Here is a 20275-nt window from a genome sequence, read left to right on the forward strand (position 1 = left end):
AGGCAAGGAGCGATTCGGCCGGTGGCAAACATTTTAGCAATTGATGATGAAAAAGATATTCTCGTTCTGATCAGAAACATTTTACAGCGTGATCAGCATACAGTAACGATTCTCGAAAAAGCGGAAGATCAGTCATTGGATTTTTTTCAAGGCTATGATTTGATTCTTCTTGATGTCATGATGCCCGGAACGGACGGGATTGAACTCTGCCGGCGGATTCGGCCGCTGGTGGACAGCCCGATCCTGTTTTTAACGGCAAAGTCTGACGAAGAATCCATTGTGAAAGGCCTCATGACAGGCGCTGATGATTACATCACAAAGCCGTTCGGCGTACAGGAATTGATGGCAAGGGTAAACGCGCATGTCAGAAGGGAACGGCGGGAAAAGCATCAGAGGAAACGGCTGATATCAGGCTTCATGTTTGATTTTGACAATAAAGAAGTATGGATGGATGACCGGAAACTGCCTCTTACGAAAAACGAATATAAAATCGTTGAATTTCTGGCACAGCATAAAAACAGAACATTCTCACGGGAGCAGATTTACGAGGAAGTGTACGGCTTGGACGGCGATGCGCTCTATTCAACCATTACGGAGTTTATCAGAACCATCCGGAAAAAATGTAAAGAACACGGGGCTGATCCGATCAAAACGGTGTGGGGTGTCGGATACAAATGGGAATAGCAAAAGGAAAATCCAGCATCCGCAAAGAGCTTGTCAAATTTACCATCACTTTGTGTCTGAGCACGATGGGGGTGGCGGCATTATGCATCGCCTTAAATGCCATTGCCATGAATGCCGGAGCGATCCTCCCGGCAAATTACAGCGAGCATGAGGCGGAACAGATCAAACCCCGCCTGAAATCAGCGGAAAAGATAACAGAAGACATGATCCCCGCAGGTATGACATACGCCGTTTTTGATAAAAAAACAAAGCGGATGACAAAAGGAACGATGACGGAACAAGATGCGGCCAACGCCAGAAAAAAGATTCAGCATCAGCCGTATTTTAATTATGCTCAAAAAGGATTCATGGTGATAAATCGGAAAGATGAATACGGCGTTCTCCAATATTCACTCAGGTCGGAATTTCAGTCGCCGCTGTTAAGGCGCTATCTGCCGAATTATGAATGGACGGGTCTTACGATTCTGATCACTTTGCTTCTTTTGACCGTTTTTATCGTGACGACGCGTTTCGCCAATCAGCTGAGACGGCATTTCAGCACACTCAGCTCCATTACGGCAAGCATTCAAAAACAGAATTTAAATATCAATCCAAAAAGGTCGCGTATAAAAGAATTTGACGATGTCATTGACTCTCTGCTGAAAATGAAAGACGCGCTTCAGGCATCTCTGGCGGCGCAGTGGGAGGCGGAGCGGATAAAGAAAGAACAGATCGGCGCGCTTGCGCATGATATTAAAATTCCGGCAACGATCATTAAAGGAAATGCCGAGCTGCTTCAGTTAACAGAACCTGATGAGGAGCAGGCGGAATATGCGCAGTATATCCTGGATGCCGGAAACAAAATCGAGCATTATGTCGGACAGCTGATCCAGCTTTCCAAAGCGGAGGAGGCAGTTGATGTTCATGTCGAATATACCGACCTTAAGGAGTGGATTCAAAACATATATCGTGACGCGGCGGCGCTTGCGGGGCCGAAGCAGATTGATCTCGTCCTTAGCGAACGGGGAATTGACCGAATAGAAGCGCCGATCGATCATGAGCTGCTCCACAGGGCGGTCATGAATATCGCGGCAAATGCCGTCGACTATACGCCGGAAGGAGGGGAAATCCGTGTGGACGTCCTGTGCACCGATTCCGCCCTCCATCTTGCCGTATCCGACTGCGGAAGCGGGTTCTCGCCGGAAGCGCTGAAAAGAGCGACACAGCTTTTTTACACGGAGGATAAAAGCAGACATTCGGCGGGACATCACGGCATGGGGCTTACATTCGCCCATCACGTCGTACATCTTCATCACGGCGAATTAATACTTGAAAATCAGGAGTCTGGAGGAGCCCGGGCGGAGATTCGAATTCCGCTGGAAGGCGTCAGACAAAAACAAGCCCTGCACGCCTGAGGGCTTGTTTTTCTGTATAAGAAAAGCAAAAATAAAAACGGCTGTCCGTTTGAGAGATCAGCCGCTTATGCGGAAAAGAGTTTATCAGGAAGGATCAATCCATGTTGAAGACCACTTGGAAATTTCCTCTAAAATAGGGGCTAATGCGCAGCCTTTTTCCGTTAAAGAATACTCAATGCGGACAGGCGTTTCGGGGATAACATCCCGTTTGATGACACCTTCTGTTTCAAGTTCTTTCAGACGTTCTGACAAGACTCTTCCGCTTAAATTCGGAAGCGCCGCTTCAATTTCGCTAAATCGCTGCTGTCCGTTCAATAACTGAAAGACGATTAGAGCCACCCAGCGTTTACTTAGGATGTCGACCGCTTTTTCGAATCTGGGGCACATTTCTGATTGGTTCATGCTTTTTCACCTCGTCTTCTGCTATTATACCGCAAAATCGGAGGGAACGTACGTCTGGCGCTTGTTAAGTTGAGGAGAGGATCAAAAAGAGGATGAGGAATCCGGGGAGCGTTTTTTCGCTTCAGCCGCAATAAAATCAAAGTACTTGCTGACGCTTTCAATATCTTCTTTTGTGAAGTGCTGCCACTTTTTGCTGTCAAACAGCGGCAGATGCTCCGCGCCTCTGTCAACGGCGGTCTGATAGATGGCGCAGATGGATTGATAGCTTTCGGAGGTTTCACGGATTTCCTCCTGAAATGCCTTGATGTGTCCGGCCCGCGCCATTAACTCCTCGTACGGGATTTTTAATGTGTCCGCCAATTTTCTGATGGTCGCCGGTTTAGGAATGCCGCGGTGCCCGTTTTCAATTCTGGAAATGGTCGCCGAGCTGACGCCGGAATAGACGGCAAGCTGATTGACGGTAAGCTTCCGGGCGCGGCGCAGCTCTCTTAATTGCTTTCCGAATGTGTTCAATAAGATCGCCTCACATGTGCAAAGTCATGAGTCTTCATTTGTTCTTTTTTTGGCTTCCGCCGATAAGAACGCAAAGTATTTATCAAGCAGAACCAAGTCTTCTTTCGACAGGTGCCGCCAGTTCTCCCGCTCCAAAAGGGATAAATCATGCAGCTCATACGTTTCGGCTTTTTCCAGCAAGGTGCAGCCCGTGTCGTACGGGGCTCTCGTTTCCTGGACGGTCTCTATGTATCCCGCCGTCTGCATCAGTTCCTCATACGGGATTTTTAACGCATCTGCGAGCTTTTTAATGGTTGCAGGTTTCGGCACCCCGCGTTTGCCGTTTTCAATCCGCGAGATTCCCGCGGCGCTGACGCCTGAATACGTTGCCAGCTGATTCACTGTCAGATGCCTTTTTTCCCGTAATGTCCGCAATTGTTTCCCGAAGCTTTCCACAGTCTCTCCCCCTCCCGCGGTCTATTTATATTCTAGTATGTTTATTGACTAAAGGGAATAGCCAGGCTGGAAAAGTATTGACAAAAGTTAACAAAAGCCGTATCTTATGTATAAGAAAGAAAGTATTTGACAGAACGGAAGGTGAAGAAAGTGGTCGAAAAGATACAGATCAGAAGAGATTATGTGCTGCAGTATATGGTCAATAATGACTACTCGTTAAACCAGCTCGCCCTGGAGATCGGAATATCTCCCGCCACACTGAGCCGTGTACTGAATGGAGAGCGGAGGCCGGGCCAGCTGGTCATCGGAAAAATGCTCTATTACTTTGACATGAAATTTGAAGATCTTTTTTACTACGACTTTGTTGACAAAAGTCAATGATGATGGAAGATTCAAACGCATTTCCGTTTTTCTGACATGATGTGCACCGATACGGCGTGACATGCCTTTGTTTTTCATGTAAAATAGAAGCAATGTAGGCCAGTCAGTCTGGAGGTGTATGGGATGCACACATTATTGATTACCTTATTGGTTATCGTCAGTATTGCACTTATTATTGTCGTATTGCTTCAAACCAGCAAAAGCGCCGGTTTATCGGGTGCAATTTCAGGCGGGGCGGAGCAGCTTTTCGGAAAACAGAAAGCAAGGGGCCTTGATCTGATTCTTCACCGCACAACCGTTGTGCTGGCAGTCTTGTTTTTCGTGTTGACGATTTCGCTAGCGTATATCGTATAAGGCAATGTTTGTATAAGGTCTGATTTAATATCAGGCCTTTTTCTTGTTGAGAGACGGCGTTTGTTTCTCGCAAAACTGTGGAAAACTAAATTGAATGTGCAAAAAAGGGGTTATGAGCATGAAAATTGTGACACCAAAACCATTTACATTTAAAGGCGGAGACAAAGCAGTGCTTCTGCTGCACGGATTTACGGGAAATACGGCAGACGTCAGAATGCTCGGCCGCTACTTGAATGAGCGCGGCTACACTTGTCACGCGCCTCAATATAAAGGGCACGGCGTTCCGCCGGAAGAGCTGGTACATACGGGACCTGAAGATTGGTGGAAAGACGTCATGGACGGTTATGAGTATTTACGGTCTGAAGGCTATGAAAACATTGCGGCGTGCGGACTGTCGCTTGGCGGGGTTTTTTCATTGAAATTGGGTTACACTGTACCCATAAAGGGAATTGTTCCTATGTGTGCGCCGATGCACATTAAAAGTGAAGAGGTTATGTACGAAGGAGTTCTCTCCTACGCGCGCAATTATAAAAAATTCGAAGGAAAACAGCCGGAGCAGATTGAAAAGGAAATGAAGGAGTTTGAAAAAACGCCGATGAATACGCTCAAATCGCTCCAGGAGCTGATTGCCGATGTGCGCAAAAACGTCGACATGATCTATTCCCCGACATTTGTGGTTCAGGCACGGCATGACCATATGATTAATACAGAAAGTGCGAACATCATTTTCAACGAGGTGGAAACGGACGACAAACAGCTGAAATGGTATGAAGAATCAGGCCATGTCATTACGCTCGATAAAGAACGGGACCTCGTTCATCAGGATGTGTACGAATTTTTAGAGAAACTCGATTGGTAACAAACAGGAGGTCGAATAATGGAAAAAGAAGCGTTTATGGACCGTCTTCTCGCGTTTATGAAGGAAGAGGCGTACAAGCCCCTTACCATTCAGGAACTCGAGGAGATGCTGAACATCAAGGAAGCCGATGAATTTAAAGAGCTGGTAAAAGCGCTGGTGGCGCTCGAGGAGACGGGACAGATCGTCCGCACCAGAAGCAACCGCTACGGGCTTCCGGAAAAAATGAATTTAGTAAAAGGAAAAATTTCCGCGCATGCGAAGGGCTTCGCGTTTCTGCTGCCGGAGGATACCTCTTTAAGCGACGTGTTTATTCCGCCGAACGAGCTGAATACGGCCATGAACGGCGATATCGTCATGGTGCGGCTCAATTCCCAGTCAAGCGGATCGAGACAGGAAGGCACGGTCATCCGCATCCTGGAAAGAAGTATCGACCGCGTCGTGGGCACATACACAGAAACGAAAAGCTTCGGCTTTGTCATCCCGGATGATAAGAAAATCACGAGTGATATTTTTATTCCGAAACATGCCAATAACGGCGCTGCGGAAGGCCATAAAGTCGTCGTCAAACTGACAAGCTACCCTGAAGGCAGAATGAACGCCGAAGGAGAAATCGTTGAAATACTCGGCCATAAAAATGATCCGGGCATCGATATTTTATCCATCATCCATAAGCACGGCCTGCCGGGAGATTTTCCGGCTGAAGCGATGGAGCAGGCAACAAGCACGCCCGATACCATCGATGAAAAAGACATCAAAGACCGCCGTGATCTCCGCGATCAGGTCATCGTCACCATTGACGGCGCCGATGCGAAGGATCTGGATGACGCCGTCACCGTGACAAAGCTTGATAACGGCAGCTACAAGCTCGGCGTCCATATTGCCGATGTCAGCCATTACGTCACGGAGAATTCCCCGATTGACAAAGAAGCGCTGGAAAGAGGGACAAGCGTGTACTTGGTTGACCGGGTCATTCCGATGATCCCGCACAGACTGTCTAACGGAATCTGTTCTTTAAATCCGAAGGTCGACCGGCTGACGCTTTCCTGCGAAATGACAATCAACCAGCAGGGACAGGTGACAGAGCACGAGATCTTCCAAAGCGTCATTAAAACGACGGAAAGAATGACCTATTCAGATGTCAACCGGATTCTCACAGAAGACGACGCCGAGCTGAAAGAAAGATATGAGCCGCTCGTCCCGATGTTCAAAGACATGGAACGTCTGGCGGAAATTCTCCGGGCGAAACGGATGGACCGCGGCGCCGTGGATTTTGATTTCAAAGAGGCGAAGGTGCTCGTCGATGAGGAAGGCGCCGTAAAAGACGTCGTCATCAGAGAGCGCTCAGTAGCGGAAAAGCTGATTGAAGAATTTATGCTTGTGGCAAACGAAACGGTGGCCGAACACTTCCATTGGATGAACGTGCCGTTTATTTACCGGATTCACGAAGAGCCGAACGCCGAAAAACTGCAAAAGTTTCTGGAGTTCGTGACGACATTCGGTTATATCGTCAAAGGGAAAGCCGGAGACATTCATCCGCGCGCGCTGCAAAGCATTCTTGATGAAGTGCGGGACCGTCCGGAAGAAACGGTGATTTCAACGGTTATGCTCCGTTCCATGAAGCAGGCGAAATACGATCCGCAAAGCCTGGGCCATTTCGGGCTGGCGACTGAATTTTATACGCACTTCACATCGCCGATCCGCCGTTATCCTGACTTAATCGTTCACAGGCTGATCAGAACGTATTTGATCAACGGACAATCGGACGAAGCAACTCAGGAAAAGTGGGCCGAACGCCTTCCGGAAATCGCTGATCATACGTCAACGATGGAACGGCGCGCCGTTGACGCCGAGCGGGAAACGGACGATCTGAAAAAAGCGGAATATATGCTTGATAAAATCGGCGAGGAATTTGACGGCATGATCAGTTCCGTCACGAATTTCGGAATGTTCGTCGAGCTGCCGAATACGATTGAAGGGCTTGTGCACGTCAGCTTTATGACGGATGATTATTACCGTTTTGACGAGCAGCATTTCGCCATGATCGGTGAACGCACGGGCAACGTTTACCGCATCGGAGACGAAATCACGGTCAAAGTCGTCGACGTCAATAAAGATGAGAGAAACATCGACTTTGAAATTGTCGGCATGAAAGGCACCCGCCGTCCGAGAGAAACAACAGGCGACCGCAGAAAACGAGGCAGACCGGCGCGGAAACGCGTGTTAAACAGCAATACCCCGGCTTCACCGCCGAAATCGGAGGAAAAAGGGGAATGGTTTACAAAACCGAAGAAGAAAAAGAAAAAACGCGGTTTCCAAAACGCGCCGAAACAAAAACGCAAAAAGAAGAAGTAAATGCGAAAAGCAAATGGGGCATAATGCTCTGTTTGCTTTCTTTCGCAAGCCGCATTTTCATTGTCGCGGAACGATCCATTTGCTAAAATAAAGCGTATCGCACACATGAACGGTTTTTGCGGAGAGAGGAGGATAAGGCATGCCAAAAGGATCAGGCAAAGTATTATCGCAAAACAAAAAAGCAAACCATGATTACTTTATAGAAGAAACCTATGAAACAGGCATCGTGCTGCAGGGAACGGAGATTAAGTCCATCCGCGCCGGCCGCGTAAACATGAAGGATTCCTTTGCGAAAATCGAGCGCGGCGAAGTGTTCCTCCACAACATGCACATCAGCCCGTACGAGCAGGGAAACCGCTATAACCACGACCCGCTCCGGACGAGAAAGCTTTTGATGCACCGGAAAGAAATCAATAAGCTGATCGGCCTGACGAAAGAGAAAGGCTATTCCCTCGTGCCGCTGAAGCTGTACTTGAAAAACGGCTTCGCCAAAGTATTAATCGGCCTCGGAAAAGGGAAGAAAACATACGATAAACGTGAAGATTTAAAACGAAAAGACGCCAAAAGAGAAATCGAAAGAGCGTTCAGAGACAGACAAAAAGGCTTCTGATGCCTGAGCCTTGATGTGATGATATGCCCTGTGCTATACTGTTCACACATCAGATTCACAGGCTGTTTATTGAAGATATTCCCAATTGAATTTGCCTGTGATCATGGTATAATAACAGTACAGCCAGTTGAGCAAGAGCTTGATAGATCTCCCGTATACCCTTAACAAGGGGACGTTACGGATTCGACAGGGATGGATCGAGCTTGAGCTGCGAGCCGAGAGGCGATCTCGTTAACACGCACCTAAATATAACTGGCAAAACTAAAAGTTTTAACCAAAACTTAGCACTAGCTGCCTAATAAACGCAGCGAGCTCTTCCTGACATTGCCTATGTGTCCGTGAAGAGCACATCCAAGTAGGCTACGCTTGCGTTCCCGTCTGAGAACGTAAGAAGAGACTGACAGACTAGCTCTCGGAAGGCCCGCCCGCAGGCATGAAGACGAGTGAAACACGAAATATGCAGGCTACGCTCGTAGACGCTTAAGTAATCGATGTTTCTGGACGTGGGTTCGACTCCCACCGTCTCCATACATAACGCCAAACCACGCTGTTATCAAGGGTTTCAACGCCCCCGGTAACAGCGTGGCAACATTTTGGCAACATTTTAAAAAATTTCTTTGTTCATAAGCTCAACCATTTCCCTCTGTGCAGAGGGGTAGAGGTGACTATATGTGTTTAATGTTTCTGCCACATTTTTATGTCCTAACCTCTGAGCAATGACAAGAGGATTGCACCTTTTATGAATCAAATATGATGCGTGAGAGTGTCTAAATTCATGAATGAGGATTCTTTTGACACCAGACAGCTTTAAATATTTCTCGTACCGTCTATCTATTGTACTTGTTGCGATACTGTCATAAAACGAACCAAAAACCCTATAATCAGGTTTAACCGGCGCTAACTTTTCAGCGCTTTTTTTTATGTTCTTTAATAGCTCCATGACTTTTTCAGGCATTAAAATGACCCTTATAGATGATTTTGTTTTAGGTGTTGTTATGATCCGGTTGTACTCGGTCTTATTGATGTCAATCAAACCATTTTCAAAATCCACATCGGCCCAATTCAATGCCAACAGCTCACCTTTTCTTGTTCCGCTAAAGTACAGAGTCGAGAAAAAGGCTTTATATAATTCATCGTCAACCACAGATATAAACTTCTGGAATTCATCAAATTCCCAATAATTCAATCGTTTATTTACTTCCATTTCAAAATTTCCAGCAACTTTTGCTGGGTTGTTTTTTGCACCATGAAATTTTATAGAAAAGTTAAACACGGCTGATAGTGTTGTATGAATCTTCTTTAAGAAGTCTGGTGAATATTTATCAATGATTTTACTCTGATACAACATAACTTTTTTTGGCGTAATTGAATCTAACTTCGAATTGCCAAACTCATTAATTAAATGATTAAAGAGAATGTTCTTTATAACGTTGATAGACGACTCTTTACGCCGTCCTCTATACCAAGTGAAATAACTCTCGGCTGCCTCTTTGAACGTTAGGTCAGAGGAATCATCTATTTCAATTAGGAACTTGGCTTCTGCCTCTTTTGCTGCTTTTTTTGTTTTGAAGCCGCGTTTTCTAGCCTGCTTTACACTGCCGTCCTCGCGTTGTACACGAGTAGTGAAAAAGTATGTGTTCGTTTTTTTGTCTTTGTATACAGGCAAGGCATATCATCCTTTCTTACCCCGATTTCATAATATTAAGATAGCATGGGTTTGAATCTTTGAAAAGAATAGGGGTAAAATATCATGCCAAAAAGGTATGAATACTTATACTTTTAATTACATATATGGTATAATTAAGTATAGGAAGTATTTTTTTCTTTTGAAATATTGCAAAATTCTAAATTTTATCGCCACCGTTCGACAAATTTCTCTTTGTGATTATGTTAAATTTGAGTTGAAAAGGTGATCATATGGGAACAATTACAGCTAGAGATATAAGAGTTCATCTAAAAGAAATGATTAAATCATCCGACGAAAAGCAGAATTTGATAGCTGCTAAAATCGGAATAAGTGAAGGGTATTTGAGTAAATTTCTCAGTGGAAAAGAAATAAATTTTTGGATGGTTCGAGAGATCGTAAGGTATCTTGACCCGGAGAATGAAACGGAATTGATGAAACGGCATTGTTTAAGTGGAGTGAAGAAGAAAAATTATGCTTCTGCTTTGGAATACTGTTACGCAAAACGGCTTTTTTCGGTCGTTGAATCGTTGATTAAAAATCAGATTTCTAGAGATGGAAAAGCTGACTTATGGTCAAAAATTTATAGATTTATCCTTAACTTTCGGTTATCTGATGGAAATATAGAGTATATCGAAAGCCTCAAAGAGTTAAAGTCAAATTCGGATGAAACAAAGGTGTTACTATATATCTTGGAGATGTACAGTAATTTTTATAATGGCAGATTTGAGATAACTCTATATCAAATAGAAACTATTAAAATCTTGATTTCTGAATTGGGCGATCCATTCTTAAAACTGGCTTATTCTGCCCGCGTTGAAGAAGTTCTAGTTAACATCTACTTGAAGCAGAAAAACAATGTTAATAAGGCGAGAGAAGTAGCTCACTCGCTTTTGGAAAAGAATCTTAGTGTCAATCTAAATATGACGGCGTTATACATATTGGCATTATCATATGTTTACGAATCCTATTCTGCTTCCTATCACTACTACATGGAAGTCATAAAGTTGCTCGGGAAATTCCCTGACAGAGAAGACGAATTAATTCAGAACAAAGAAGAAATAGCAATTCTTCAGTGTTACTGGGACAAAGAAATATCAGAGGATTTTCGTGTCACTAAATTTGCAAAAGCATTGGCAGAAAAGAAAGCCCTTAATAAATTTTATAAACATGATACTTACAAAAAATATGCTTTATTGTTTGATGGTAAGGAAGAGGCATCATCGGAGAAACTACTGTTATCTCTTTATTTTTTTTCACAGCAACAAGACCAATTTAGAGCAACACTTCCAAAAATACACTTGATAAAATTAGGATTTAATTTTAATATTTAGTATCAGGAGGTGTTGCAAATGAGAAAAATGCTATTAACTCTATCCCTAGTGTTCGGTATACTGGCTCTTTCTTATACCAATTTGAGTTTTACTCATACAGCAAATGGCGAATTTCAAACTGCCGAGATTAGAGTAGGAGCATAAATCATTGCCACCTGAAAAGTATATAATCTTTTAAAAAAAGACGCTGCCGTAACGGGCAACGTCTTTCGTACTTTTCGGGGATATTTCCTGTTTTCAAAAAAAACGAAAACAGGAAATTCTTGAAAAAGTGTTTATTTTGAAATTGATATTAAATATAATAGGAACAAGCGTTCTTTTTTGAAAGGGGAAACATCATGCACATTTCATTTGAAAACATCATCGGGAATTTGAAAAAGGAAATTGAAAAGGAGAAAAATGCAGACACAAAAAAACTTAAAGTTGGTTAATCTAGGTCTTTCAAATGCCGTTCTTTTAATTCCCTTAATTCTTTCAAATAGTTTATAACCATTTGTAATTCTTCTTCTGTAATTTTACTTCCGTTATCATGAACAATATTTAACTTTTTAAGGTCATCTATCGTGATACTCTTTTGAGCAAGAAGTTGCTTTTCAGGTTCTGAATATTTTTTCAAACTCTCTTCATCAAAAAACAAGTATGATTTATGAACGCCTAAATAATCAGCGATATTTTCTATAACCTGCATTGATGGTTGTTGTATATTTCTTTCAATTCGCGAAAGATAACTTTGCGTAATTCCTATTGAAGCAGCCATTTCTTCTATGGTTCTCTTCTTCTCTTTTCTAAGGCGACGTATAGCTTCCCCTAATTTTAGATTTTCCATAACAAACACCCGCTTTTTTTAAAAAATAACCCTCTTACCTATAGGTAATTATATCACAGGGTATTCCTCACAAGAAATTTTTTTTTGGAAAACTCTTGTATAAAAAATTCCTCTGTGGTAATCTACAAATATACCTGACAGGAATTAAAAAGGGTGTGATTGAAATATTTCGTCTTAATGAACTTGGACAAATGATTAAGGAATTAAGAAAAAAACGTAAAATGACACAAAATGATTTTGCTCAATTACTTGGTTTTACTGCTTCTTATATCTCTCGTATAGAGAGCGGGAAAGCAAATCCAACGTTAAAGGCTATTGAACAAATGGAAAAAAAGTTATGTGTAAGAATTTTTTTTGAATATCAATAGTCCTGTCAGGTATATTTTAGAGGGGGAGGTAATAATTTTGTATCTGAATCTTTTTATCGCTCGCAAAGAAAATCGAAAATCACAAAATGATATTGCTCAATATCTAAATATCACAAAGCAAACCTATTGCAGAAAAGAAAAGGGGATGGCTGATTTTACCATTACAGAGGGCCGAAAATTAGCCGATTACTTTGGTCGCTCCTTGGATGAGTTATTTCAGAAATCATAAGGGGGTCGCAAGAGTTGTTTTTAGTTAGTCAAATATGGCTGGATAATCAGTTTCAGGTCATTATCAGTGAATCTGCTTCTGTACACCAAAAAGCCGTGGATAAATTGGTAGGCCTTGGCGGGGTTGTAGTTGCAAACAATCGTCAAGATAATCTCCTCGGCTCTGTAATCGTAAACGGAAAACGGTCTGTATGGCCTTTGACCAAGTCAGAAGGGGGTGAGTTGGATGGGCGAAATTAAATTTGTAAAGCTCAGTACTCATATGTTTGATGATGAAAAAATCAAACTTATTGAACAGATGCCTGAAGCTGACACATTGTTAATTATATGGGTGAAATTACTCGCTCAAGCTGGTAAGACCAACGCCTCCGGTTACATCTTTCTTAGTGAAAATGTTCCGTATACTGACGAAATGCTTGCAGCTATTTTCTCGCGGCCGTTGGGGGTTGTAAGAATGGCCTTGGATACATTCAGACGGTTCGGAATGATTGAGATTAACGATCAGAATTATATCAGTATTTGCAATTGGGAAAAACATCAAAACGTAGATGCAATGGATAAAATCAGGGAAGATACCCGCAAAAGAGTTGCTAAATATCGGGAAAAACAAAAGGCTTTACAGCTTTCTCAACCTAGTAACGTTACAGGTAACGTTACAGTAACGCAAGGTAACGAACAAGAAGAAGAAAGAAGAAAGAAGAAAGAAGAAGAATTAAAAGATATATTGTCGGGTAAACCCGACGACGCATCTTCTTCCAAAAACGAAAAGGACGAAATTCCTTACACACTGATCATTGATCTGCTGAACAAAGTAGCGGGTAAACGGTACCGACCTACTACACCAAGAACAAAAAAAGACATCAAGGCACGCTGGAACGAAGGTTTTCGCTTTGAAGATTTTAAACATGTCATTCTAGTAAAAACTGAGGAATGGCTCAATGATCCTGCTATGAATAGATATTTACGTCCTGAAACATTGTTCGGTACAAAATTTGAATCTTACCTAAATCAAAAAGGAGGATCAGCGAATGAAGGATTTTACAAAGGAACAAGCGGCCGCAGTCCAGGGCGAAATATCTCGCAGGATGACATTCCTTACTGACGAGCACGGCAATCCCGTTTTCTGTGACAAACACACCCGGATAATCGGGGGAGAAGAAAAGCCGTATCCAGTGCAGTTCATTAAACTGCGGGATGGCTCTGCAAAGTGTCCCATGTGCGAACGGGAACAGCGCAATAAGGAGATTGAGCATGAAACCGAGGAATGGCGCCGCCGGATGGATCAAAAGGTTTTATCTATGTATTCACTAATCGCTGATCCCACACTCAAAGAAGCGACGTTCTCGACATTCCAAAGTTATAACCATGAAGACGAGCGGAACAAGCGCCGGATGATGGAGCTTGTTAAGCAAGTGAAGGCAGGAGCCGTCATGAATATCTTCTTAACGGGTGAATCTAACGCAGGAAAAAGCCATCTCGCTATGTCAGCCATTAAAGAGCTGAACAAGAGGGACGCAGAAGGATACGCTAAATCAGCGTTGTTTGTAAACAGTGACGCCCTTATGAGGCGAATAAAGAACTCATTCAAGGACAGCTCTGAAAGGCTTACGGAAGCTTTTGCGATCGAACTGCTGACAAGGGTTGATTATCTTGTCATTGACGATCTCGGGGCCGAGGTGGGCGACACAGACAACGAAAACAGGGCGGCAAATGATTTTATTCATCGCGTATGGTACGGCGTCTCTACGGGGCGACAAGGCAAATTCACGATCGTTACAACTAATCTATCCGGCGTGGCTCTGACTAAACTTTATGACAAGAAAGTCGTAAGCCGGCTCACGGCACACCTGGAAACAGTCAAATTCGAAGAGAAGCAGAAGGAAAGAAAAGGCCGTACTGCGCCCGCCCTGTCCTTTTAAGGAGGTGAAAACAGTTGATACAGGCAATCATGCCCGGCGTGCTGCAGATCGTCCCTGAACGCAAATTAACGGATGACCAGCGCAAAAAAGAAATAGACGAGCTTATCAAGGTTCTTGATCAAAAAATAGCAGACTATCAGAACTTTAGGGGGAATGCAGTGTGAAACACGGGAAGCGCCCGACGCGCGCACAGAAAAATGTCATTAAGGCAAACGGCTTAAACCCAAATAACTGGCTTGTAAGCAAAAATCTGCAGCATGAACACCGGCTTATTATCGTTCATCGGAATACAGGAACGGTCCGGAGGTGCTGGGCATGAGTCAGGCGGTCAATACCGAACGGTTCGAACTGGCTTTGGAAGATATGAATTATGAATGGTCAATGGTCCAGCTAAAAAAGGTCGTTCAATACTGGCACGATGGGAAATCAATTCTTGATATGTCGGAATTATTAAACAGGGATTCAGATGAAATCATTTTGCTGGTCATGGACTTTGCAAGAAAAAACATCCTGCCCGCCCGTAAAAACGGCTTACGCGCTAACAAAAGAATTAGAATATCCGAGAAAACGATGAAAGATAAAATGTACCGACTACGCTATTTGTTTGAAGAAAGCCCGGTGTATATCCCTTTTCAGGAGCTAAACTTCATGTTTTATGACAGTGAAATCAGGCGTTTCCGGGAGCTATGGGCGGCAGATGAGTCTTATCTCAACATAGCAAAAGAGCTGAAACGGAATGAAGATGAAACGTTATTCCTTATCATCGACCAAGCAAAAAGAGACCTCATTGAGCCTCGGGAATCCGGCTTGCTCGGAAAGGAAGCGTCAGAAGATGAACGCAACAAGCAAAAACTTCCATTTTGAAAAAGCAACGGTCCAGCAACTTATGGTCATCGTGCGTTATGAAGACTGCGCCCCGGAGGTACGGAACGCGGCTTTACAAATGCTGATTATGAAGGGAGTGGCAGACGTTTGGGACAGGCAGAACGAAAGCATTTAATGGAATGGCTTTTGCTTATCGGCTCTTATGGCAGAGATTTTTTAAACCGCCAGACAGATGAAGAGCTTGAGCGCTTATATAATCTTCAAATCAAAGGCATGAACAAAGAATAGGAGGACAGCACCATGACAGAAAACAAAAACTTGCGTCGGCACGGCGAAGTCACAACGCGGGTGATGAGCGAAGAAGAACGCCTTGAGTATATAAAAAAACACCCAATCATTTCGACGGAAAAACCAAAGGTTGGCATACAACTATTCCCGTCAAACTATTGGATGTAAGGACGGCCGCTAAAGCAACCGCCACCGTATGAATAATAAAACCTAGACACTTTTATTATACCATACGGAGGCTTTGAACATGCAGCCAAAACATATATCACTCAATCAAAATACAAGTGTTTCTCAATTTATTGAGCCGGGGAAGGTGTCTGTCATCGTGTTAGACGGCAACCAAAACGCCGCGTATGTCGTCGAGGCACCCGAACACGGTAAAACAATCATTCAAACAGTAAAAGGCGGTCTGGCTCGTTGTGATTACGAGATCGGCCATAAATTCAATTAGCAGGGGCTTTCCCCTGCGGGGGAGGAACGGAAAATGTATCAAAACGAAATTGCCCGCAAGTGTGAACGCTGCGGAAAAATATATTATTCAGCTCAATGGGTTGTATGCAAAACATGTCTTTTAGACCGGGAGGCCCGGGCATGAAAGAATTCAAAATCAATTTGTCAAAAGGTGAGGTTTTATATACCGGCTCTTACATTTGCGCCCTTTCAAAAACGCCAGCCAGTACACCTGAGCAAATTTCTTTAGAAGCAGCAGCCGAAAAGCTCGCGGAAGAATTAATCATGCAACAGGCTATGAATCGGGAACACCAGCGCCAGCAGGATGTCACGGTCATTCAGTTTCGGCAGGCTCAAGAAGAGATTAAGCGGCTTAAATACGAGAATGACAATTTCAGAAGGTTGCTTGCTACATTCACCGATGAAGAGGACGACCCTTTCGGAGTGGTAAAGAAGGCCTTAAACGGTCAGTTTCCTGTTGAATGGGAGGGGGCTGCGGAATGATGCCACTACAAGTAGAACTGCAACGGAACGTGAAGGCCACGAAGGACGAAGCAATGACCGTCGAGCAGGCGGCCGAGCTTTTAAAGGTTCACCCGGATTACATCCCGACGCTTGTCGCTCGGTCTGACGATCTAAAAATGATCGGCGACCATACCATTATCGCTAAACGGGATAAAACAAATATCTGGCTGGTCGGGGCATGCGTGGGGCTTTTCTTCTTCGCTGTCGCTGTCCTGCCGGGATTAATGGGGTGACAGCATAACCGGTTTAGGAAAACCTCTTCAATACCTGTTTAAGTGAACACATGATCAACTTTACAAGTATAAAAACAAATTAGGAGGAAATCAAAATGAATCTTGAAACAAATATCAAAGATGTAATCGCAAAACAAATGGAAGAAGGAATGGTTGAAAAACTGGTCGCAGAACAACTAGAAAAAGGAATTTCAAAAGCGCTTGAACATTTATTCTCAAGCTATGGTGATGTGACCGAGATTATCAAAAGCAAACTAAAAAGCGTCATCGTCCCATACTTAGAAAACTATGATTACTCGGATTACATCACAAAGCTTGATCATGTGCTGGTCGGAGTATTACAAAATACAACAATAGAAAACCGAAACCTACTAAACAATTTCAAGGAATTGATGTCGGGAGAGACAGAAAAAACAATCAAACTGTCTGACCTCTTCGCAGAATGGATGAACTATGTTGCAAAAAACGTTGAGACTGACGAACTGGAAGTAGAATTTGACGATAGACCTGAATATGAAGCGGTTGAGGTATCTGTAAATGTTGAACGGAACGAGGATAGAAGTTGGAGTTCGTTTGAGCATGCAACGATTTTATTTGAGTGTGATCATGACGAAGAAATGAACTTTGAAATACCGATTTCCTTTTATAAGAACGGAACAGATAAGGAATGGGATTTAAGATACAACTCAGTTCACGACTTGAAATCTCTCAGACATCTGAACGAATTTGAAATTCTTCTCATGAGATTATCACAAAACGGCGTGGGGATAATCCTTGATATTGAATGGGAAAATGATGCAGTTACGCCAGAAAAAGAACCGGAACCAAGTTTCTAAAAGGATGGGAATATCATGATCGAATACCATTGCCCGGACTGCGATTATAAAAAACTTGATTTAGAAATCCGCGCTGATGCACGCTGCCCGCATTGTGGCCGCACCATGGGCGCTGAGGAGGAAATAGCGTGAAACAGGATTACAGGCAGGCTTTAGAACAAGCATTGGCTGTCTTCCGTGAAAAGCACGGACCGGAAACAGGCGGCATGCTGCTGATGTGTCATGTGCATGAATTTCTACAAAATACCGTCGGTGGGCGGAAATAAGGGAGCGGAAATCATTATGGAAAGCTTATGTTGTGAAACGTGCGGATTAGATACCCATGAAAATACTGCACCTATCTTTGAAAAGCCTTTAAGGTTTGCTTTGCGATCAGACATTAAAAAGCTAAAACAAAACACTGGCGATCATCGAAAACAAGAAAATATTTGCCTTGACTGTTTCACTGCTGAATTGCAACAGGTTAGCAAGGATTGTAAAACACGGTGCACAATTAGATCAAAGGAGAGCGGACAATGAATCTACAAAAAATGTTTGAAATGCAAAAGGTGCTTGATGATCGGATCATCAAAGAAAAGGGGCTTGAGGGGCAGGACTTGCTACCGAATCTCATTCTTGCTCTACAAGTGGAACTGGCCGAGTGTGCGAATGAATGGCGCGGCTTTAAGCATTGGAGTAATAATCAAAAGCCAAGAACAAAATTATCAACAACTGTTGGAGCGACTCCTGAAAATGCATCCTTTTTCCGATGTGAAAATCACTATTGCGGAAAATATGTAAACAAAGATGATTTTAAACACTTATTAGATCCGGATTATGAAATATGTCCTGTTTGCAATGCGGCTTATGTAACGGCTTTTCGTGATAAAAACCCACTACTTGAGGAATACGTGGACTGCCTGCATTTTATCTTGAGCATCGGGAACCGGCTTGGCTGGAATGACACTGACACCATAGATGGTGTAGTCGTGCAGCATTTAATTTCTGAAAAAGGGTTTGATACAGCAAAAACATTCTCTTGCTTGCTATCCATTGCTTACGGATTCCATTTCAGCAATGTAGAAGAGCGGACATATATCAGTTTATTTACGACTTTCTTTGAATTAGGCAGCAAGCTCGGATTTAAATGGGAGCAAATCGAAGCGGCTTACATGGACAAAAACGCCGTCAATCATCAGCGGCAGCAGGAGGGGTATTGATGAATCACACTGACAACCCGATCATTTCAGCCGTCATCAGCAAACTAAACGCACAACAGGAAAAGGGGCTTGCCAAGTACGGCCGGCCCGTTCAAGTTAACACCTATGACATACGCGGCTGGTTGCAGCACGCACTTGAAGAAACTCTTGACCAGGCAGTCTATCTGGAAGCGGCTATTCAGAATTTAGACAGAAAAGAAGAGACACTACAAGCGACATATAACAATTTGAAAAATAATCCGCCTGCTTCCGAATCCATAGAAGATATGGGCGATTACTATATGAACCTTAATTCAGCTCAAGCGATTTACTCCACCGCATTTTTATTAGGTTTTAATCTTAAAAAGGAGGGCGCGGAGTGATGGCATACAAAGATAAATCCATTCAACTTTTCAATCTGTTTGATGAATTGAGCGAACAGGTTAACAACGTCATGCATGACGCGGTGATTTACAGAAAGCGAAACAGACTCAATGTGATAGATCAAGGCGCAAAAGAGGCCGAGCGGATCACGAAAGAAATTCAAACGCTTGTGAATTCGATGCGGCGGAAGAAGGTGGACACGGAATGCCAAAAGTGAATGGAACATTGATCGGATACCATTGCGACGACTGCGAGGAATGGACATTCTTAGAAAGGCCTGCCAGCACGTCCGAAATTTATTGCCCTTTTTGTGGAGAACAAAATCTTGCGATAGATTCTGATGATTTAAGCTTACTGGAAGAAATAATGAAGGTGGACGCGGAATGAGTAAATTCATCGTTTTGAAAATGGATGACATCAAAGATCATTTAACTATTGAAGAACAGCTCCTTTTATGGACGTCCATCGAAAAGATTAACGTATGCAGAGAAGCCGAAGGGAAAAAGTTTAATAATTATGCCGTCATCAACCAGGATGAACCCTATATCAACGAGGTAACGGACATTATGAGAAAGCATGGACATTGGGAGGACGCGGAATGAATGATGGGATAATTGGAGTCATATTCTTCCTGTTCCTGTTTTGGGCGTTTATAGTCTGGTGGAGAAATTATTGAGGGGGGCGCGGAGTGAAGAAGTGGACGGCAAAAGAAGGAAATTGCACATACACCATAGAGAAAATAGCGGACGGAACCTTTGATCTAACTGTTGATGTTCTTGGTCAAAAAACCTATCTTTGGTTTCCGAGTTACGCAAGTGCCCGTAATTATCTGCGGAACGAAGAATCATTCACGGGCAGGATGAAACAGGTTAAGGAGGGCGCGGAGTGATGGAAGATATTCTTTGCCCTAGCTGCTGCGAAAGTGAATTAGAACTATGGCATATGGACATTTACGAATGCCCGGAGTGCGGGACTATGATTCCGGGTGAAGTATTGGAGGACGCGGAATGAGTAAAGAGCTTTCGGATATTAACAGTTTAGAAATAAGCGATAGGCATTCTAAGCGTTTAGAGATATGTACCGATGGTCATTTAGTTGACTTGTATGATTCGTCAACAGAGGCACACATCTTCGAATTTAACAAAACGCATATCGAAGTTCTAAAGAAAATTATAAAAAATTTAGAAATTGTTGAATGAAGGGGATGAACAAT

The 20275-nt window shown here is 43.3% G+C and carries 34 protein-coding genes and 1 other RNA gene; 29 read left to right on the forward strand and 6 right to left on the reverse strand.

Going from position 1 to position 20275, the window contains the following annotated elements; genetic code table 11:
* The first annotated feature begins 21 nt into the window (after positions 1-21).
* Both ACWJJS_RS03660 and ACWJJS_RS03665 read left to right on the forward strand, forming a co-directional pair.
* Entirely contained in the window at positions 22-684 is a 663-nt protein-coding gene (locus tag ACWJJS_RS03660; protein ID WP_070082382.1) for a response regulator transcription factor, read from the forward strand.
* Positions 675-2078 (forward strand): sensor histidine kinase, encoded by a 1404-nt coding sequence (locus tag ACWJJS_RS03665; RefSeq protein WP_454023324.1) that lies wholly within the window; start codon positions 675-677, stop codon positions 2076-2078. Before ACWJJS_RS03660 ends, ACWJJS_RS03665 begins: the two co-directional genes overlap by 10 nt.
* A gap of 84 nt (positions 2079-2162) precedes the next feature.
* Here the strand turns inward: ACWJJS_RS03665 and ACWJJS_RS03670 are convergent, their stop codons facing one another.
* The 3 genes from ACWJJS_RS03670 to ACWJJS_RS03680 form a co-directional block, all read right to left on the reverse strand.
* Entirely contained in the window at positions 2163-2480 is a 318-nt protein-coding gene (locus tag ACWJJS_RS03670) for a winged helix-turn-helix transcriptional regulator (protein WP_003151672.1), read from the reverse strand.
* 81 nt (positions 2481-2561) lie between these two features.
* On the reverse strand, positions 2562-2993 hold the full coding sequence (locus ACWJJS_RS03675) for a helix-turn-helix domain-containing protein (RefSeq protein WP_003151674.1): 432 nt from the start codon (positions 2991-2993) through the stop codon (positions 2562-2564).
* Between the two features lie 24 nt (positions 2994-3017).
* Positions 3018-3428, reverse strand: a complete 411-nt coding sequence (locus tag ACWJJS_RS03680) for a helix-turn-helix domain-containing protein (RefSeq protein WP_003151677.1) — start codon at positions 3426-3428, stop codon at positions 3018-3020.
* Positions 3429-3623: 195 nt separating this feature from the next.
* Here ACWJJS_RS03680 and ACWJJS_RS03685 point away from each other — a divergent pair, with 195 nt between their 5' ends.
* The 6 genes from ACWJJS_RS03685 to ssrA all read left to right on the forward strand — a co-directional run bounded on the left by ACWJJS_RS03685 (position 3624) and on the right by ssrA (position 8515).
* The gene (locus ACWJJS_RS03685) at positions 3624-3809 is read left to right on the forward strand and encodes a helix-turn-helix domain-containing protein (RefSeq protein WP_087920807.1); all 186 of its coding nucleotides are present in this window, start codon (positions 3624-3626) and stop codon (positions 3807-3809) included.
* A gap of 123 nt (positions 3810-3932) precedes the next feature.
* A complete protein-coding gene (gene secG / locus ACWJJS_RS03690) occupies positions 3933-4163 on the forward strand; it encodes a preprotein translocase subunit SecG (RefSeq protein ID WP_003151681.1) in 231 nt (76 codons plus the stop codon).
* Positions 4164-4281: 118 nt separating this feature from the next.
* Positions 4282-5022, forward strand: coding sequence for an alpha/beta hydrolase (locus ACWJJS_RS03695; protein ID WP_014305833.1), 741 nt, complete (start codon positions 4282-4284; stop codon positions 5020-5022).
* A gap of 18 nt (positions 5023-5040) precedes the next feature.
* A complete protein-coding gene (rnr, locus tag ACWJJS_RS03700) occupies positions 5041-7374 on the forward strand; it encodes a ribonuclease R (protein WP_003151684.1) in 2334 nt (777 codons plus the stop codon).
* A 139-nt stretch (positions 7375-7513) separates the two neighbouring features.
* On the forward strand, positions 7514-7984 hold the full coding sequence (smpB, locus tag ACWJJS_RS03705) for an SsrA-binding protein (RefSeq protein WP_003151688.1): 471 nt from the start codon (positions 7514-7516) through the stop codon (positions 7982-7984).
* A 168-nt stretch (positions 7985-8152) separates the two neighbouring features.
* Positions 8153-8515, forward strand: a transfer-messenger RNA (tmRNA) gene (gene ssrA / locus ACWJJS_RS03710).
* A 73-nt stretch (positions 8516-8588) separates the two neighbouring features.
* On the opposite strand, the gene ACWJJS_RS03715 is transcribed toward ssrA, so the two are convergent.
* On the reverse strand, positions 8589-9650 hold the full coding sequence (locus tag ACWJJS_RS03715; RefSeq protein ID WP_454023325.1) for a tyrosine-type recombinase/integrase: 1062 nt from the start codon (positions 9648-9650) through the stop codon (positions 8589-8591).
* 251 nt (positions 9651-9901) lie between these two features.
* On the opposite strand from ACWJJS_RS03715, the gene ACWJJS_RS03720 reads away from it, so the two are divergent.
* Entirely contained in the window at positions 9902-11002 is a 1101-nt protein-coding gene (locus ACWJJS_RS03720; protein WP_454023326.1) for an AimR family lysis-lysogeny pheromone receptor, read from the forward strand.
* A gap of 427 nt (positions 11003-11429) precedes the next feature.
* Here the strand turns inward: ACWJJS_RS03720 and ACWJJS_RS03725 are convergent, their stop codons facing one another.
* Positions 11430-11828 (reverse strand): helix-turn-helix domain-containing protein, encoded by a 399-nt coding sequence (locus ACWJJS_RS03725; protein WP_047936207.1) that lies wholly within the window; start codon positions 11826-11828, stop codon positions 11430-11432.
* Positions 11829-11983: 155 nt separating this feature from the next.
* On the opposite strand from ACWJJS_RS03725, the gene ACWJJS_RS03730 reads away from it, so the two are divergent.
* Both ACWJJS_RS03730 and ACWJJS_RS03735 read left to right on the forward strand, forming a co-directional pair.
* Entirely contained in the window at positions 11984-12196 is a 213-nt protein-coding gene (locus ACWJJS_RS03730) for a helix-turn-helix domain-containing protein (RefSeq protein WP_257645411.1), read from the forward strand.
* A 37-nt stretch (positions 12197-12233) separates the two neighbouring features.
* Positions 12234-12425 (forward strand): helix-turn-helix transcriptional regulator, encoded by a 192-nt coding sequence (locus ACWJJS_RS03735; RefSeq protein ID WP_139885394.1) that lies wholly within the window; start codon positions 12234-12236, stop codon positions 12423-12425.
* 20 nt (positions 12426-12445) lie between these two features.
* Here the strand turns inward: ACWJJS_RS03735 and ACWJJS_RS03740 are convergent, their stop codons facing one another.
* Entirely contained in the window at positions 12446-12571 is a 126-nt protein-coding gene (locus tag ACWJJS_RS03740; RefSeq protein WP_257645412.1) for a hypothetical protein, read from the reverse strand.
* A gap of 79 nt (positions 12572-12650) precedes the next feature.
* Here ACWJJS_RS03740 and ACWJJS_RS03745 point away from each other — a divergent pair, with 79 nt between their 5' ends.
* The 18 genes from ACWJJS_RS03745 (at position 12651) to ACWJJS_RS03830 (ending at position 20261) form a co-directional block, all read left to right on the forward strand.
* Positions 12651-13526, forward strand: coding sequence for a phage replisome organizer N-terminal domain-containing protein (locus ACWJJS_RS03745; protein WP_139885396.1), 876 nt, complete (start codon positions 12651-12653; stop codon positions 13524-13526).
* A complete protein-coding gene (locus ACWJJS_RS03750; RefSeq protein ID WP_031306578.1) occupies positions 13510-14343 on the forward strand; it encodes an ATP-binding protein in 834 nt (277 codons plus the stop codon). The genes ACWJJS_RS03745 and ACWJJS_RS03750 overlap by 17 nt, the downstream gene beginning before the upstream one ends.
* 14 nt (positions 14344-14357) lie before the next feature.
* On the forward strand, positions 14358-14507 hold the full coding sequence (locus ACWJJS_RS03755) for a hypothetical protein (RefSeq protein WP_024085441.1): 150 nt from the start codon (positions 14358-14360) through the stop codon (positions 14505-14507).
* Positions 14504-14662, forward strand: a complete 159-nt coding sequence (locus ACWJJS_RS03760; RefSeq protein ID WP_015387915.1) for a DUF6906 family protein — start codon at positions 14504-14506, stop codon at positions 14660-14662. The genes ACWJJS_RS03755 and ACWJJS_RS03760 overlap by 4 nt, the downstream gene beginning before the upstream one ends.
* Positions 14659-15207 (forward strand): hypothetical protein, encoded by a 549-nt coding sequence (locus tag ACWJJS_RS03765; RefSeq protein ID WP_102422279.1) that lies wholly within the window; start codon positions 14659-14661, stop codon positions 15205-15207. The genes ACWJJS_RS03760 and ACWJJS_RS03765 overlap by 4 nt, the downstream gene beginning before the upstream one ends.
* Before the next feature lie 108 nt (positions 15208-15315).
* Positions 15316-15456, forward strand: coding sequence for a BH0509 family protein (locus tag ACWJJS_RS03770; RefSeq protein ID WP_015387918.1), 141 nt, complete (start codon positions 15316-15318; stop codon positions 15454-15456).
* A gap of 12 nt (positions 15457-15468) precedes the next feature.
* Complete coding sequence (locus ACWJJS_RS03775; RefSeq protein ID WP_014721585.1) at positions 15469-15624, forward strand: hypothetical protein; 156 nt, start codon at positions 15469-15471, stop codon at positions 15622-15624.
* 79 nt (positions 15625-15703) lie between these two features.
* Entirely contained in the window at positions 15704-15907 is a 204-nt protein-coding gene (locus tag ACWJJS_RS03780; protein ID WP_024085436.1) for an XtrA/YqaO family protein, read from the forward strand.
* A 140-nt stretch (positions 15908-16047) separates the two neighbouring features.
* Entirely contained in the window at positions 16048-16410 is a 363-nt protein-coding gene (locus ACWJJS_RS03785; protein WP_454023327.1) for a hypothetical protein, read from the forward strand.
* Positions 16407-16664: a hypothetical protein gene (locus ACWJJS_RS03790; RefSeq protein WP_043867112.1), complete on the forward strand. Its 258-nt coding sequence runs from the start codon at positions 16407-16409 to the stop codon at positions 16662-16664. The genes ACWJJS_RS03785 and ACWJJS_RS03790 overlap by 4 nt, the downstream gene beginning before the upstream one ends.
* A 95-nt stretch (positions 16665-16759) precedes the next feature.
* Positions 16760-17500: a hypothetical protein gene (locus tag ACWJJS_RS03795; protein ID WP_454023328.1), complete on the forward strand. Its 741-nt coding sequence runs from the start codon at positions 16760-16762 to the stop codon at positions 17498-17500.
* A gap of 128 nt (positions 17501-17628) precedes the next feature.
* Complete coding sequence (locus ACWJJS_RS03800) at positions 17629-17766, forward strand: hypothetical protein (protein ID WP_454023329.1); 138 nt, start codon at positions 17629-17631, stop codon at positions 17764-17766.
* 249 nt (positions 17767-18015) lie between these two features.
* A complete protein-coding gene (locus tag ACWJJS_RS03805; protein WP_454023330.1) occupies positions 18016-18699 on the forward strand; it encodes a dUTP diphosphatase in 684 nt (227 codons plus the stop codon).
* Positions 18699-19061: a hypothetical protein gene (locus ACWJJS_RS03810; protein ID WP_454023331.1), complete on the forward strand. Its 363-nt coding sequence runs from the start codon at positions 18699-18701 to the stop codon at positions 19059-19061. Before ACWJJS_RS03805 ends, ACWJJS_RS03810 begins: the two co-directional genes overlap by 1 nt.
* Complete coding sequence (locus ACWJJS_RS03815) at positions 19061-19279, forward strand: hypothetical protein (protein WP_454023387.1); 219 nt, start codon at positions 19061-19063, stop codon at positions 19277-19279. Before ACWJJS_RS03810 ends, ACWJJS_RS03815 begins: the two co-directional genes overlap by 1 nt.
* A gap of 166 nt (positions 19280-19445) precedes the next feature.
* Positions 19446-19664, forward strand: a complete 219-nt coding sequence (locus tag ACWJJS_RS03820) for a hypothetical protein (RefSeq protein WP_014418499.1) — start codon at positions 19446-19448, stop codon at positions 19662-19664.
* An 86-nt stretch (positions 19665-19750) separates the two neighbouring features.
* Positions 19751-19951: a hypothetical protein gene (locus ACWJJS_RS03825; protein WP_454023332.1), complete on the forward strand. Its 201-nt coding sequence runs from the start codon at positions 19751-19753 to the stop codon at positions 19949-19951.
* Positions 19952-20069: 118 nt separating this feature from the next.
* Entirely contained in the window at positions 20070-20261 is a 192-nt protein-coding gene (locus tag ACWJJS_RS03830) for a hypothetical protein (RefSeq protein WP_454023333.1), read from the forward strand.
* Positions 20262-20275: the final 14 nt, after the last annotated feature.

It is taken from the genome of Bacillus sp. JK106 (assembly GCF_053663355.1).